The 13,369-nt window shown below is 59.5% G+C and carries 15 protein-coding genes; 3 read left to right on the forward strand and 12 right to left on the reverse strand.

The features are described from left to right. Positions 1–6: 6 nt before the first annotated feature. Positions 7–399: a DUF779 domain-containing protein gene (locus N2599_RS26160; protein WP_027512197.1), complete on the forward strand. Its 393-nt coding sequence runs from the start codon at positions 7–9 to the stop codon at positions 397–399. 61 nt (positions 400–460) lie between these two features. Here N2599_RS26160 and hemA read toward each other — a convergent pair whose 3' ends face one another. From hemA to N2599_RS26175, 3 genes are all read right to left on the reverse strand, one after another. Then, positions 461–1,675: a 5-aminolevulinate synthase gene (gene hemA, locus N2599_RS26165; RefSeq protein ID WP_260308579.1), complete on the reverse strand. Its 1,215-nt coding sequence runs from the start codon at positions 1,673–1,675 to the stop codon at positions 461–463. Positions 1,676–1,776: 101 nt separating this feature from the next. Then, positions 1,777–2,244, reverse strand: a complete 468-nt coding sequence (gene ccmE, locus N2599_RS26170) for a cytochrome c maturation protein CcmE (protein WP_027509763.1) — start codon at positions 2,242–2,244, stop codon at positions 1,777–1,779. 153 nt (positions 2,245–2,397) lie between these two features. After that, positions 2,398–3,126: a response regulator gene (locus N2599_RS26175; RefSeq protein ID WP_027509762.1), complete on the reverse strand. Its 729-nt coding sequence runs from the start codon at positions 3,124–3,126 to the stop codon at positions 2,398–2,400. A 249-nt stretch (positions 3,127–3,375) separates the two neighbouring features. Between N2599_RS26175 and N2599_RS26180 the strand changes: the two genes are divergently transcribed. Continuing rightward, a complete protein-coding gene (locus tag N2599_RS26180; RefSeq protein WP_051336538.1) occupies positions 3,376–4,038 on the forward strand; it encodes a Crp/Fnr family transcriptional regulator in 663 nt (220 codons plus the stop codon). A 46-nt stretch (positions 4,039–4,084) separates the two neighbouring features. On the opposite strand, the gene ccoS is transcribed toward N2599_RS26180, so the two are convergent. The 9 genes from ccoS to ccoN form a co-directional block, all read right to left on the reverse strand. Next, complete coding sequence (gene ccoS, locus N2599_RS26185) at positions 4,085–4,243, reverse strand: cbb3-type cytochrome oxidase assembly protein CcoS (protein ID WP_063829594.1); 159 nt, start codon at positions 4,241–4,243, stop codon at positions 4,085–4,087. Continuing rightward, positions 4,240–6,531 carry a cation-translocating P-type ATPase gene (locus tag N2599_RS26190; RefSeq protein WP_051336537.1) on the reverse strand — a complete coding sequence of 764 codons (2,292 nt, stop codon included), beginning with the start codon at positions 6,529–6,531 and terminating at the stop codon, positions 4,240–4,242. The genes ccoS and N2599_RS26190 overlap by 4 nt, the downstream gene beginning before the upstream one ends. Next, positions 6,528–7,025: a FixH family protein gene (locus tag N2599_RS26195; protein ID WP_027509760.1), complete on the reverse strand. Its 498-nt coding sequence runs from the start codon at positions 7,023–7,025 to the stop codon at positions 6,528–6,530. The genes N2599_RS26190 and N2599_RS26195 overlap by 4 nt, the downstream gene beginning before the upstream one ends. Then, complete coding sequence (gene ccoG / locus N2599_RS26200) at positions 7,022–8,599, reverse strand: cytochrome c oxidase accessory protein CcoG (protein ID WP_027509759.1); 1,578 nt, start codon at positions 8,597–8,599, stop codon at positions 7,022–7,024. Before ccoG ends, N2599_RS26195 begins: the two co-directional genes overlap by 4 nt. Before the next feature lie 163 nt (positions 8,600–8,762). Continuing rightward, on the reverse strand, positions 8,763–8,951 hold the full coding sequence (locus N2599_RS26205) for a hypothetical protein (protein WP_027509758.1): 189 nt from the start codon (positions 8,949–8,951) through the stop codon (positions 8,763–8,765). A 10-nt stretch (positions 8,952–8,961) separates the two neighbouring features. Continuing rightward, positions 8,962–9,825 (reverse strand): cytochrome-c oxidase, cbb3-type subunit III, encoded by an 864-nt coding sequence (ccoP, locus tag N2599_RS26210; protein ID WP_027509757.1) that lies wholly within the window; start codon positions 9,823–9,825, stop codon positions 8,962–8,964. A gap of 1 nt (position 9,826) precedes the next feature. Then, positions 9,827–9,979, reverse strand: coding sequence for a CcoQ/FixQ family Cbb3-type cytochrome c oxidase assembly chaperone (locus N2599_RS26215; protein ID WP_027509756.1), 153 nt, complete (start codon positions 9,977–9,979; stop codon positions 9,827–9,829). Positions 9,980–9,989: 10 nt separating this feature from the next. After that, positions 9,990–10,721, reverse strand: a complete 732-nt coding sequence (ccoO, locus tag N2599_RS26220) for a cytochrome-c oxidase, cbb3-type subunit II (protein ID WP_027509755.1) — start codon at positions 10,719–10,721, stop codon at positions 9,990–9,992. A 9-nt stretch (positions 10,722–10,730) separates the two neighbouring features. Further along, the gene (gene ccoN / locus N2599_RS26225; RefSeq protein WP_027509754.1) at positions 10,731–12,347 is read right to left on the reverse strand and encodes a cytochrome-c oxidase, cbb3-type subunit I; all 1,617 of its coding nucleotides are present in this window, start codon (positions 12,345–12,347) and stop codon (positions 10,731–10,733) included. Positions 12,348–12,635: 288 nt separating this feature from the next. Between ccoN and N2599_RS26230 the strand changes: the two genes are divergently transcribed. After that, positions 12,636–13,367: a Crp/Fnr family transcriptional regulator gene (locus N2599_RS26230; RefSeq protein WP_027509753.1), complete on the forward strand. Its 732-nt coding sequence runs from the start codon at positions 12,636–12,638 to the stop codon at positions 13,365–13,367. The last annotated feature ends 2 nt before the right edge of the window (positions 13,368–13,369 follow it).

A 13,369-nucleotide genomic window follows, 5' to 3' on the forward strand; every position in this document is an offset into this window, starting at 1 on the left:
GAAATCATGGAGACGACCGTCAATGGCGAACCGCGCGTTCTTGCGACCGACGCGGCGCTGGCTCTCATAGATGAAATCCGCCGCGATCATCCCGACATCCTTTTCCACCAGTCCGGCGGCTGTTGCGACGGGTCCTCGCCGATGTGTTATCCGGCGGGCGAATTCCGTGTCGGGGAGACGGACGTGAGGCTTGGTGAGATTGGTGGCGTACCAGTTTATATCAGCGCCAGCCAGTTCGAGGCCTGGAAACACACGCAGTTGATCATCGATGTCGTACCCGGCCGCGGCGGTATGTTCTCGCTCGACAACGGCCGCGAGAAGCGTTTCCTCACCCGCTCGCGGCTGTTCGGCGGCGGCGAGGCCTGTGGTATTCCGAGCCTTACCAAGCGCGCCACTTGACAAGTAGACCGGGCGCCGCCCCTCGAACAAAAGCGATCTGAGCGGCGAACATTTTCAGATCTTACGCGACTTGCCTTGCCAGGGCGCAGCGCGACCAGAGCGAATGGAGTGCCGCGACCAGTTGTTCGATGTCGGCATCGGAATGCAGCGGCGTCGGGGTGATGCGCAGCCGCTCGGTCTTCTTCGGCACCGTCGGATAGTTGATCGGCTGGACATAGACGCCGAAATTGTCGAGCAGGATATCGGAGATCCATTTGCACTTCGCCGCATCGCCGACCACCACCGGTACGATATGGCTCGGGTTCGGCATATGCGGAATGCCGCGCTGATCGAGCAGCGTTCGCAGCTTGCGCACCCGGTCCTGATGGCGGGCGCGCTCGATCTGGCTGATCTTCAGGTGCTGGATCGAGGCCACCGCACCGGCCGCCAGCGCCGGCGGCAGCGCCGTGGTGAAGATGAAGCCGGAGGCAAACGAGCGGATGAAGTCGCACAGTGCCGCCGAGGCGGCGATATAGCCACCCATGACGCCGAAGGCCTTGCCGAGCGTGCCTTCGATCACCGTCAGCCGGTCCATCAGCCCTTCGCGCTCGGCAATGCCGCCGCCGCGCGGGCCGTACATGCCGACGGCATGGACTTCGTCGAGATAGGTCATGGCGCCATACTTGTCGGCGAGATCACAGATCTCCTTGATCGGCGCGATATCGCCATCCATCGAATAGACGGATTCAAACGCGATCAGCTTCGGCGCCTTCGGATCGGCGGCCGCCAGCTTGGCTTCGAGATCGGCCACGTCGTTGTGCTTCCAGATCACCTTGCCGCACTTCGCATGGCGGATGCCCTCGATCATCGAGGCATGGTTCAGCGCGTCGGAGAAGATGATCAGCCCGGGGATTTTGGCGCCGAGCGTGCCGAGGCTTGCCCAGTTGGAGACGTAGCCGGAGGTGAAGATCAGTGCCGCTTCCTTGCCGTGCAGGTCGGCCAGCTCGCGCTCGAGCAGGACGTGGTAGTGGGTGGTGCCAGAGATATTCCGGGTGCCTCCCGCACCCGCGCCACAGTGGTCGATGGCGTTCTTCATCGCCTCGATCACCTTCGGGTTCTGGCCCATGCCGAGATAGTCGTTGGAGCACCAGACGGTGACGTCCTTCGCACCGTCCGCCGTATGGCGCGTGGCGCGCGGAAAGTGGCCGCGGTGACGCTCGAGATCGGCAAAAACGCGGTAGCGGCCTTCGGCGTGAAGCCCGTCCAGCTCGCTCCTAAAAAACCCTTCGAAATCCATGCATGTGCTCCAGTATCCACCAGGTGCCGACGGACATAGCGCATGCCGGACACGGTGGTTTTGACATAAATCAAGTTAGACCGTCATCCGGTTCTCGATGATCATTGCGTGCCCTCGCCTTCCTTCCCCTTGCTTTCCTGCCAGAAACCCTGCGCCTTCAGCCGGTCGGCAACGTCCTTGGGCATGTATTTCTCGTCGTGCTTGGCAAGCACCGTGTCGGCGATGAACTCCCGGCTGCCGACCGCAAACTTGCCTTCGGTCACCACGCCCTGCCCCTCGCGGAAGAGGTCGGGCAGGATGCCGGTGTATCTGACCTTCACAGCATCGCCGCTGCCGTCGGTGACGGCAAATTCCACCGTCGAGCCGGCGCCGCGCACGACGCTGCCCTCGCCAACCAACCCCCCGAGGCGGATGCGCGTCTCGGGTGCGACCGGCGTCCTGGCGAGATCGGCCGGCATGTAGAAATAGGCGACCGACTGGCTGAAGGCGAACATGACGAGCATCACCGCGGCAAGGATGAAGCCCATGCCGCCGCCGATCACCACCAGACGCTTCTGCTTGCGCGTCATTCCGTCTCCCCCTCCGCCGCAACGCCGAGCTCGCGCCCCAGCGCAATCAGCTGCCTGCCCTCTTAGGGAGTTGTCCCCTTTCGGAAGGATATACGGACTTCGACCGCGACCAACATTGACCGTCGTCAAATAAATCTGATGCTGCGATTACTGCTAGTGGCCGCCACCGGTAAACACATAGCCGATGCCGCGGACGGACTGGATGATCGTCGGGTTCTTGGGGTCCTGTTCGATTTTTCGGCGTAGCCTGGCAATTTGCGCATCGATCGTTCGATCGAATGCCTCCAGGTTGCGGCTGCGTGTGAGGTCCATCAAGGTTTCGCGTGAGAGAACCCGGCCGGGGTTGCGCGCGAAGACGAGAAGCATATCGAATTCACCGGTTGTCAGCGCTTTGTCTTTGCCGGAAGGGTCCGTTAACTTGCGCCGATGGATGTGGAGTTGCCATCCATCGAACTCCAGCACACCCTCGGCACCGGCCTGCGGTCCCGCCGGGCGTTCGGCAGGCTGGCGGCGGCGCAACACGGTTCTCAGCCGGGCAAGAACCTCGCGAAGGTGGAATGGCTTGGCGATGTAATCATCGGCTCCGACTTCGAGGCCTACGACTTTGTCGGTCACATCGTCGCGGCCGGTGAGCATTAAAATCGGCACGTCCGAATTCGCGCGGACTTCCCGCACCAACTGAAGCCCGTTTTGGCCGCCAGGCAAAACCAGATCGAGGAAAATGGCCGTAAAGTCTGTCTTAGCCAGCTCAGCATGCATGGCGGTCCCATCGGCGACGGCCGTGACCCGATATCCTTCGTCTTCAAAATAGCGGATCAGCATCTGCCGAATCCGGGCGTCGTCATCGACGACCAAAATATGCTCGGACTGCTTATCCGTCATTTCTACATTCCCTCGGGCTTTTCCGAGAAGACACTCGCGAACCGCCAGTTACTTTCCCCAATTATCGAATTTCTCGGGAAATGGGAACGCAACAGTCCCGCTTCTCCCAAAAGAATGACCTAGCGGTTTGCAAGGACTGCGAAAAAGTCCAGTTTTGCATGCTTTTCTCGCGCATGCGGTTGATCAAAATCAAATAGGAGTTCACTCACGCAGGTTAAATCAGGTTTGGAATTCACCGAGGGTAGGAAAATGTCCGTCGAGACCTCCGTATTGGCGCGTTCAAAGCTCTTTGCCGGGCTAGGCAGCAACACTGCCAACATGCTGCTCAAGCATGCAGAGATTATCAGGTTTGAGCCGCGTGATTTCATCGTCCGGGAAAACCAAAGAGCCGACGCGTTCTTTTGCGTGATCCAAGGCTATGTTCGCTTGTTCAAGACGAATGAGGTCGGCCGCGCCGCAGACATCAGGATCTGTGAACCGCGCGACACCTTTGCCGAGTGTCTGATCGGTGGCGGTGGTATCTATGCTTACAATGCTCAGGCGGCGGATAATATTGTGCTTGCACGCTTCAACCTCGACGGCGTGAGGCGGCTCGCCGAAGAGGATCGCGCTCTGGACCGGAACATCATGCAACTGATGGCCGATCATCTGCTTGTGACGATGGAATGCGTGGCCAGCGACCGTTTGCAGACCGCCCCTCAGCGGGTTGCCAACTATCTTCTAAGCCAATGTTCGCCTGGCAAACCAAGCGAAACCGTTCGCCTCCCCTATCAAAAGAGCCTGCTCGCCGGCAAGCTAGGCCTTGCGCCGGAAGCGCTTTCGCGTGCATTCGGCTCGCTCAAGAAAGCAGGCGTCACTGTCAGAGGCAGAACGGTGCGGATCGACGATATCGCCGCTCTGCGCCAGATGTAGAATAGCGCCGGCGACGATCCGCCAACTCTTGGCATCCGTCATAGCCTTAAGGCCGGGGCATCTTTTCATCCTCGTCATCGAGGATGCGCCATGACGCGCCTTCGAGATCGTCATATTGGCCGTTCTTCAGAGACCAGAGAAAACCAAAAAGACCCAAGCCGCCCATGAACAGAGCGATCGGAATGAGGTAGATCAACATGTTCATAGCGAAACGACCCCCACTGTCGAACGCTTCGTATTGCGGGCGGGATGTCGCCTGCCGGCTAACTTCGCTCTGTCGTTCAGACGCAGGGCATTTGCGACCACGATGAGCGACGATGTCGACATCGCCACGGCTGCGACCAGGGGCGTCGCGTAGCCCGCAATCGCGATCGGCACGGCAATGATGTTGTAGCCGATCGCCAGCGCGAAGTTCTGCCGAATGAACCGAGCCGCGCGGCGCGACACGGAAATCGCCTCGGGCACGGCCTCCAGACTGTCGTGCAGGAAGACGAGGTCTGCTGCCTGCCTGCCGACATCTGCCGCTGTCGCCGGCGCCATCGAGACATGGGCTACCGAAAGTGCCGGTGCATCATTGATGCCGTCACCGACCATCAGGATGCGATGGCCAAGCTTGCCCAGCCGTTCGCATTCCTCCATCTTCCCCCGGGGCGTCAATCCCGCCAGCCAGCGATCAATTTCAAGCGTCTTCGCCGTCGCCTCAACGACGCATTCCCGGTCGCCCGACATGACAACCACGGCAAGCCCCTGACGCGCAACGCTCTTGATCGTGCCATCAGCACCCGGCCGCAACGTATCCTCGAAGTAAAAGCGTGCGAGCTCGATCCCGTCCTTCGTTAGGACGACCTCGGAGAAAGCCTCGCTCTGTTGTGCGCCTCGGGGCCTTTCAGGGCAAGCGAAGGCCGCGTTGCCGAGACGGTAGATTCCATTCCCGGTTCCGGCTTCCAGCCCAGCGCCTGGGATCTCCTTGACCGCATCAAAAGCCAGGGCATGTAGCCCAGCTTCGCGTAAAAGCGCTTGCGACAACGGATGCCGGGAATGGGCTGCAAGACCAGCGGCGACGGCCAATTCGTAAGCACCGGCATCGGTGCGGTGGGCGAGACGGGGCCGGCCCATCGTCAAGGTTCCGGTCTTGTCGAACACGACCATATCGATCTCGGCCAAGCGTTCCATGGCCGAACCGTCCTTGACCATGATGCCCCGTCGGAACAGGGTCCCGGCAGCCACGACCTGAACAACGGGAACCGCCAGGCCCAGCGCGCAGGGGCAGGTGATGATCAAGACGGCGACGGCAACCAGCACCGCTTGCTTCCAGTCGCCGCCGATCAGGCCCCAGCCGAGAAAGGATATCAGCGCCAGAAGATGAACGGCCGGCGAGTAGTAGCTCGCCGCACGATCGGCGATGCGCCGGTAGCGGGCCCGCCCGCCCTCTGCGGCTTCCATCAAGCCGATGATCTCTGCCAGCAACGAGTTCTTTGCAGTCGCTGCCGCCCTGATCGTCAACGAGCCCATCAGGTTCATCGCGCCGGATTTCAGTTCGGCACCCGTCGACACTGCCATCGGAGTGCTTTCGCCCGTGACAATCGACAGGTCGACCTCGCTCTGGCCAGCAACGACGGTGGCATCGACAGGAATGCGCTCGCCGGCCGGCACGGCGATCAGATCGCCGACATTGATTTCGTCCACCGGTGCGTAACGCTTCGAGCCGTCCGGGTTGATCAGCAGCGCGCCGCGCGGGGCAAGCCGCGCCAGGCCGGTGATTGCCGCGCGTGCCTTGTCGCGCATGACGTGATCGAGCGTGCGGCCGATCAACAGGAAAAATAGCAAAGATACCGATGCATCGAACCAGGCGTGTTCTCCATGGTGGATCGTTTCCCAGAGCGACATCGAATAAGACAGCGTCACCGCAAGCGATATCGGCACATCCATGTTGGTGCGGCCGTGCTTCAGAGCATTCCATGCGGACTGATAGAAGAAACGTCCGGCATAGATCAGCGTCGGCGCTGCGATCATTGCCGATATCCAATGGAACATGTCGCGCGTTGCAGCCTCGGCCCCAGACCAGATCGATACGGATAGCAGCATGATGTTTGCCGCCGCAAAGCCGGAGACGCCGACTGCGAGCAGAAGCTGATTGCGAACGCGGTCGTCGTCGCTCAAGTCAGCCGTGAACAGATGCGCGTGATAGCCGCAGGCCGTGATTGCAGACAGGATGCCGGCTGGATTGACCGGCTTGCCGTCCATCTCCTCGTACCACACGCAGCTAACGCGCTTTGCCGTGAGATTCACACGCGCGCTCTTGACATAAGGCAGCCGCGTCAGCGCCTTTTCGATCGTGGAAATGCAGGCACCGCAGTGGGCGCCCGGAACGCTGAAATCCGATTGCCTGAGACCGGAGCCCAGCGGCTGGCTGGCGAGCAGCGCCTCCTCGGCGCTTATGGCGTTGCTGCTCAGTGACAGCACGCCTTCGGCATCCATGGTGCAGCATGTCATTGGACGAACCCTGCGGTATTGATCCTCAGGGCCTCGTGCATCACGGTCGTGCCCTGATTCTTCGAAATGACTTCAACAATCCAGTCGCCCGACAGGATGCGGCGGCGTGCCTCGAAATGGCCGTCATGGCTCTTCGGCAACTCGATGACGAAGTCCTCGTGGTCCCCGACCGGCCGCTTGAAATGCGCCGTGACCTCGTCAGCAGCGGCGGGGGAACCGTCGCGATTGTGCAGCTCATAGACGATCAGCCCGTCATGAAGCGCGAACTTGCCAGAAACGCCGCTCATGGCCATAGCGCGCATTGCCTCCGCCTTCTTGTTGAATTCCTGGCTCGCCACATAGGTGTTTTTCACCACGAGCCCGCTCCAGCTCGATGAGGCGTACCAGGCCATCGTCATGTTGACGGCAATAATGATGCCAAAGAAGGTAAGCATAATGAGGAGCATATGTCGGCCGGTAAAGCCTTTGCCGCCGGTGATCGGATAGTCGCTCATTTCCTGGCTCCTGGTGCATTGAAGGCGGCTTTGTAGACCGAGCTATCTGTGCCTGCCGGGTCGTTGGCCACGAAGAGAAACTCGCTGACCGCACTGGTGGCATTCTTGGCTGTGACGAAGACCTTGAGCGCCATTGCCGTGTCGGGCTTCGTTTCGATCATGAATTTCCGGCCTTCCCCTGTCGATAGTTCCGGAATCCTCATCGTCGCACCGTCCATTCCTTCGAGATGCAACGCAATCGTGCGGGGCTGCGGCAGCATGTTGAGAATGCGAAGCGTGTAACCGTTGCGGACCGAGCCGTCTGATTCCAGCACGAACTGCGGGTTTCTGTCGTGCACGACGTTGAGGTCAAGCCGCTCGCGCAGTGCGAGATGGACAAGCATACCGACCCCTGCCGCTGCCCAGACGGCTGCATAGAAGATCACGCGAGGCCTGACGATGACGCGCCAATTGAAATGCCGGACCGCTGCGACGAAGGCTCCGCCGTCGTCGCGAACGCGCTGGGGCTGCACGCCGATTTTCCCGTTGTCAGTAGCAAGCGCCATGTTGGCTGCATATTCGCTCAGCGTCGCATAGGCGATGAGGCCGCGCGGCTTGTTCAGCTTGTCCATGACGCCATCGCAGGCATCGATGCAAAGTGCACAGGTGATGCATTCCATTTGCTGGCCGTCGCGGATGTCGATGCCCATCGGACAGACGGCCACGCAGGCGTTGCAATCGACGCAGTCGCCAACGGCCTGGCCCGAGAGGGCCGCCTTCTTGGCATGGCGGGAGCGCGGCTCGCCGCGCCAGTCATTGTAGGTGACGACAAGGGAGTTTTCATCGAGCATCGCGCCCTGGATACGGGGCCACGGGCACATGTAGGTGCAGACCTGCTCGCGCATCAGTCCGCCGAGCACATAGGTGGTTGCAGTGAGCGTTGCGACGGTTGCATAGGCGACCGACGGCGCTTGGCCATTCAGAAAACTCAGCGCCAGCGTTGGCGCATCGGCAAAGTAGAAAATCCAGGCGCCCCCGGTTGCAGCACCGACGACAAGCCAACTCGCGTGTTTGATGACGCGCTTCACCAGCTTGCCGGCGCTCCATGGCGCATTGTCGAGCTTGATTCGAGCGTTGCGATCGCCCTCGATGGCGCGCTCAATGACGAGAAACAGATCGACCCATACCGTCTGGGGACAGGCATAGCCACACCATGCTCTCCCGACCGCGGAAGTCACCAGGAACAAGCCGAAGCCCGCCATGACAAGCAGACCGGCTACGTAGAAGAATTCCTGCGGCCAGATCTCGATGAAAAAAAAGAAGAAACGGCGGGATGACAGATCGACCAGGACCGCCTGATCGGGCGCGTAAGGACCTCTGTCCCACCGAAGCCACGGTGAGAGATAATAGATCCCGAGCGTGATCAGCATCACGATCCACTTGAACCGCCGGAAACGGCCTTCCGCCCTCTTGGGAAAGACCTTCTTGCGCGCGGCATAAAGTGGCTGACGATTGCGCGCGGCGTTGACCGGCTCTACGTGAAGATGTTCGACGGTCTTGTTGTCGCTCGGGCTCGGGGCGGTGTAGAGGTTCATGATCAGCATCCGTCATTGATGCGCCCTTGTCGCATTCCGCAGCGCCGCCTTCCTTGACGTAGGTCAAGAAGCAGGCCGAACGACAAATGCAAAAAAAGCCACGCCCAAAGGCGTGGCCAGGAGGGAACTGCAGAGGGAGAGCCCTGCAGGGGACGTCTGCTTATTAGCGGCTTGTGGTCGAATGATCCTTGAGGCAAGTCAAACTGATCATCGCTTGGCCAAGTTTTTCGGATTCTTCCTTTTCTTCGTCTGCCGTGACAGGCACTTTGGCCCGGACGGAGACGCGCGTGTGGACGACCGAGCGCGGTGTTCCATAGAGCGAGATCAGCGGATTGCTATCGTGTGTCGACATGATTGAGCCCCTATTTTCCGCCGCCCAAGGAATGGACGAAGACGGTGAGTTCCTTGACGGTCGTATCGCCGAGGCGGGCGGACCAGGCCGGCATCATTCCGTGTTTGGGCGCGCTGATCTGGCGGGCGACTGCTTCTTCGCTCTCCCCCTTCAACCAGATGGCATCAGCCAGATTGGGCGCACCCATGTCAATGTTGCCCTTGCCGTCTTCCCCGTGACAGGCCGCGCAATTGTCGAGATAGGGCTGTTTCCCGGCCCTTGCCATCTCCGGATCGGAGAGCGTTTTTGTCAAGCTCCAGACATAGGCAGCGACATTGCGGGTCTGCGAGGCATCGAGGATATCAGCAAACGCCGGCATCTCGGACACATGGGTGTCGCTGTCACCGTCAAAACGGACGCCATGGGCGATGGTCTTTCGGATTGATTCAAGATCGCCGCCCCATAGCCAATCGTCGTCATTCAGATTCGGGAACCCCGGACCACCGGCTGCGCCACTGCCATGGCACTGCGCGCAGTTGACCTTGAACGCTGAAGCGCCGCCGGAGATGGCGAACTGCCGCAGATTGGCATCTGCGTCGATTTCGCCGACCGTCTTTGCGGCGATCTGGTCGAGAAACATGGTCTGGGCTGACATTGCCGTTTCCACCTCCTGCGTAAGATCGGCGCGGCTCGAAAAGCCGAGCAGCCCATCGGTGGCCTTGGTCAAAAGTGGAATGGAAGGATAAGCAATGGCATATCCCACCGCCCACAAGATCGTCGCATAGAACGTCCAGACCCACCACCGCGGCATGGGATTGTTCAGCTCGCGGATACCGTCCCATTCATGCCCGGTGGTTTCGACGCCGCTGAGTTCATCAACATGTTTGTCCGACATATCAGTCATCCTTCAAGGGTATGCTTGCGGCTTCATTGGCGCTTTCCCTGCTGCCTGGACGGAGCGTGAAAAGGACGACGCCGATGAAGAACAGGGTCATGGCAAGAAGGCCCCAACTGTCGGCGAAGTGGCGCATTGCGGTGTAGGTTTCCATGGCGCATTCCTCAGCGATATCCGGTTGCATCGTCATAGGTCGAATAGTCGACCAAGGTGCCAAGCATCTGTAGGTAAGCCACCAACGCGTCCATCTCCGTCAGCTTCGAAGGGTCGCCGTCGAAGTCACCTGTCTTGGCCTTCGGATAACGTTCGAGCAGCGCTGTGGTGTCGGCGTTCGGATCGGCCTGCATTTTCATATCGGCCTCGGCGTTGGCGATCATGTCCGGCGTGTAGGGCACACCGACAATTCCGTTTGCCTTGAGATCCATGCCGACATCCTTGACTGCGACCTCGTTGGTTTTGAGAAAGGCGTAGCTCGGCATGATCGATTCCGGCACGACCGCGCGCGGATCGGCGAGGTGCTGGACTTGCCATTCATTCGAATAGCGACCACCCACGCGTGCAAGGTCGGGTCCGGTACGCTTTGAACCCCATTGGAAGGGATGGTCGTACATAGATTCGGCGGCGAGCGAATAATGTCCGTAACGTTCGACTTCGTCGCGGAATGGCCGGATCATTTGGCTGTGGCAGACGTAGCAGCCCTCGCGGACGTAGATATTGCGGCCGGCCAGCTCCAGCGGCGTATAGGGACGCATTCCCTCCACCTTTTCGATCGTGTTCTGCAGGTAGAACAGCGGTGCGATTTCCACGATGCCGCCGACGCTGACAACCAGGAGTGATCCCACCAGCAGGAGCGTCGCGTTCTTTTCTATGATCTGGTGTTTCTCAAGTATCGACATGGTCGTTCCTCACTCGGCAGGCTGGGCGACGAGAGCACCTGGCATCGGTGCCTCGTTGCGTTGGTAACCACGGATGGTCATGTAGACATTGAATGCCATGATCAGACCGCCCGCGAGGTAGAGAGCTCCACCCACGGCTCGCAGCAGGTAGTATGGGAACATTGCAGCGACGGTCTCGGCGAAGGAATAGACGAGGAAGCCCTGGCTATTATATTCGCGCCACATCAGGCCCTGCTGGATGCCGGCAACCCAAAGCACGGCGGCGTAAATAACGATGCCAAGCGTCGCGAGCCAGAAATGCCAGTTGACCATGCGCAAGCTATAGAGACGCTCCTGTCCCCAAAGCTTCGGCGTCAGGTAATAGATGGCACCGAAGGTGATCATGCCGACCCAGCCGAGTGCGCCCGAGTGGACGTGACCGATCGTCCATTCCGTATAGTGGCTGAGCGAGTTGACAGCCTTGACCGACATCATGGGACCTTCGAAGGTCGACATTCCGTAAAAGGCGATTGCCATGATCATCATGCGGATGATCGGGTCTGTGCGGATCTTGTCCCAGGCGCCCGAAAGCGTCATCAGGCCGTTGATCATGCCGCCCCACGACGGCATCCAGAGCATGACGGAAAAGACCATGCCGAGCGTCTGCGCCCAATCCGGCAGCGCCGTATAGTGCAAATGGTGCGGACCGGCCCAGATATACATGAAGATCAGGGCCCAGAAGTGGATGATCGACAGGCGATAGGAGTAGACCGGCCGGTTCGCCTGCTTCGGTACGAAGTAATACATCATGCCCAGGAAGCCAGCAGTCAGGAAGAAGCCGACTGCGTTATGGCCGTACCACCACTGGGTCAAAGCGTCCTGAACGCCGGAGAATGCTGAATAGCTCTTCGAGCCGAGCAAGGAGACCGGCATCGAGAGGTTATTGACGACATGCAGCATCGCCACCGTGACGATGAAACCGAGGTAGAACCAGTTCGCGACATAGATGTGCGGTTCCTTGCGCTTCAAAAGCGTCCCTAGGAATGCGAGCAGATAAGCGACCCAGACGATCGTCAGCCAGATGTCGACATACCATTCAGGCTCCGCGTATTCCCGCCCCTCGGTGATACCCAAGAGATAGCCAGTGGCGGCCATGACGATGAAGAGCTGGTAGCCCCAAAATACGAACCAGCCGAGGTTGCCGCCGAAGAGGCGGGCCCGACAGGTTCTCTGGACGACATAGAAGGACGTGGCAATCAACGCGTTGCCGCCGAAAGCGAAAACGACAGCGGATGTGTGGACCGGCCGCAGGCGCCCAAAGTTGAAATACGGAGCGATGTTCAGATCGGGATAGGCGAGCTGAAGCGCGACAACGACCCCAACGAGAAAGCCGACCACGCCCCAAAATACGGTGGCGATGACACCATACCGAACAACGTCGTCAAAATATTCGGACGAAGCTGGCTTCGGCCGCTGGGCAGCCGGTGCGAAATTAACGCGGCGGAGAAGCACAAGCGTGCTTCCCATCAGCACGAAGAACAGCACCCACATATGTGCTGCAAAGAGGTGGTCGTGCGCGAAAGCAGCGCCGAGCAGCGCGAAGAACGCGAACACGGCTATTGCCACCGTTTCCGTCATATAGTTCATGTCGTTGTCCCCAAGCACAGACGATCACGCAGAAGCGTAATCTTCTTTCCGATCTTGTAGGGGGAGAGCTGACACGAGCGCCGGGGCCGATCCTTGATCTATGTCAACGATCGCAACACGGGCGGCGGGCGCACGCTGACTTTTATGGATTATTCTGCATTTTCCCTCGCGAATCTGTTGCTCTGTTACAGACTGTTACACTTTCGCACCAATATGCACGCTGCGAGCATTCCCGCGTAACGCGAGCCGTTTTTACTGCCCTCATCAAACGGGACAGAGGGTTCAAAAATGTTGATGCAAAAAAATATCGCGTTCGAAGCTGTCAAGGGCTCGATGGCCGACAATTCGGGACAAATGTCCCTGAAATCGCTTTTTCATTCCATTCCGCAGGAAGTGCTTCAAACCGGCAAGGCCATGTTCTGGGAAGGCGACGCGGCGAACCATCTTTTTGAACTCGTCGACGGCGTTATGCGCCTCTACCGCATCATTGGCGACGGCCGGCGCGTGATCACGGCCTTTCTGTATCCGGGCGACCTCGTCGGCACGTCGCTCCAGGAGCGCTATCTCTACACTGCCGAAGCCGTCACGAATTGCAAGATTCGCCGCATCGCGCGGAAGAACTTCCACGACGAAATCTTCCGCTCCGCCTGTCTTCGTCCTGATTTCATGTCGGTGCTGTGCCAGGAAATGGCTGCCGCTCACGATCAGATGGTACTGCTGTCGAAGAAGAATGCAGAAGAGCGCCTGTGCAGTTTCCTGCTCCAGCTCATCTCTCGTGACATGACGAACGCGGCAGGTGACCTCGTGACGCTGCCGATGAACAGGCTCGATATCGCCGATTATCTTGGTCTCACCATCGAGACTGTGTCACGCACCATCAGCAAGCTCGCCAGCCGGAACATTCTCGTCCCCGTCGGACGCCACGACATGAAGATCCTGAGTCTGAAGCGTCTCATTCAATTGTCCGGCAACGGGGATGATTTCTCTCTGGAAAATTGCCATAGCTGCAGTATTCACTAATG

Origin of the sequence: Rhizobium sullae (assembly GCF_025200715.1) — a bacterium.
Classification (GTDB): Bacteria; Pseudomonadota; Alphaproteobacteria; order Rhizobiales; family Rhizobiaceae; genus Rhizobium; species Rhizobium sullae.

What these genes read in the sequence shown, in the direction of transcription:
- ccmE (WP_027509763.1), bottom strand. Translation starts at nt 2,244, where the DNA reads ATGACGCGCAAGCAGAAGCGTCTGGTGGTGATCGGCGGCGGCATGGGC.
- ccoG (WP_027509759.1), bottom strand. Translation starts at nt 8,599, where the DNA reads ATGAACCTCTACACCGCCCCGAGCCCGAGCGACAACAAGACCGTCGAA.
- N2599_RS26160 (WP_027512197.1), top strand. Translation starts at nt 7, where the DNA reads ATGGAGACGACCGTCAATGGCGAACCGCGCGTTCTTGCGACCGACGCG.
- ccoO (WP_027509755.1), bottom strand. Translation starts at nt 10,721, where the DNA reads ATGTCGATACTTGAGAAACACCAGATCATAGAAAAGAACGCGACGCTC.
- N2599_RS26230 (WP_027509753.1), top strand. Translation starts at nt 12,636, where the DNA reads ATGTTGATGCAAAAAAATATCGCGTTCGAAGCTGTCAAGGGCTCGATG.
- ccoP (WP_027509757.1), bottom strand. Translation starts at nt 9,825, where the DNA reads ATGTCGGACAAACATGTTGATGAACTCAGCGGCGTCGAAACCACCGGG.
- ccoN (WP_027509754.1), bottom strand. Translation starts at nt 12,347, where the DNA reads ATGAACTATATGACGGAAACGGTGGCAATAGCCGTGTTCGCGTTCTTC.
- hemA (WP_260308579.1), bottom strand. Translation starts at nt 1,675, where the DNA reads ATGGATTTCGAAGGGTTTTTTAGGAGCGAGCTGGACGGGCTTCACGCC.
- N2599_RS26215 (WP_027509756.1), bottom strand. Translation starts at nt 9,979, where the DNA reads ATGGAAACCTACACCGCAATGCGCCACTTCGCCGACAGTTGGGGCCTT.
- N2599_RS26195 (WP_027509760.1), bottom strand. Translation starts at nt 7,025, where the DNA reads ATGAGCGACTATCCGATCACCGGCGGCAAAGGCTTTACCGGCCGACAT.
- N2599_RS26180 (WP_051336538.1), top strand. Translation starts at nt 3,376, where the DNA reads ATGTCCGTCGAGACCTCCGTATTGGCGCGTTCAAAGCTCTTTGCCGGG.
- ccoS (WP_063829594.1), bottom strand. Translation starts at nt 4,243, where the DNA reads ATGAACATGTTGATCTACCTCATTCCGATCGCTCTGTTCATGGGCGGC.
- N2599_RS26190 (WP_051336537.1), bottom strand. Translation starts at nt 6,531, where the DNA reads ATGACATGCTGCACCATGGATGCCGAAGGCGTGCTGTCACTGAGCAGC.
- N2599_RS26205 (WP_027509758.1), bottom strand. Translation starts at nt 8,951, where the DNA reads ATGTCGACACACGATAGCAATCCGCTGATCTCGCTCTATGGAACACCG.
- N2599_RS26175 (WP_027509762.1), bottom strand. Translation starts at nt 3,126, where the DNA reads ATGACGGATAAGCAGTCCGAGCATATTTTGGTCGTCGATGACGACGCC.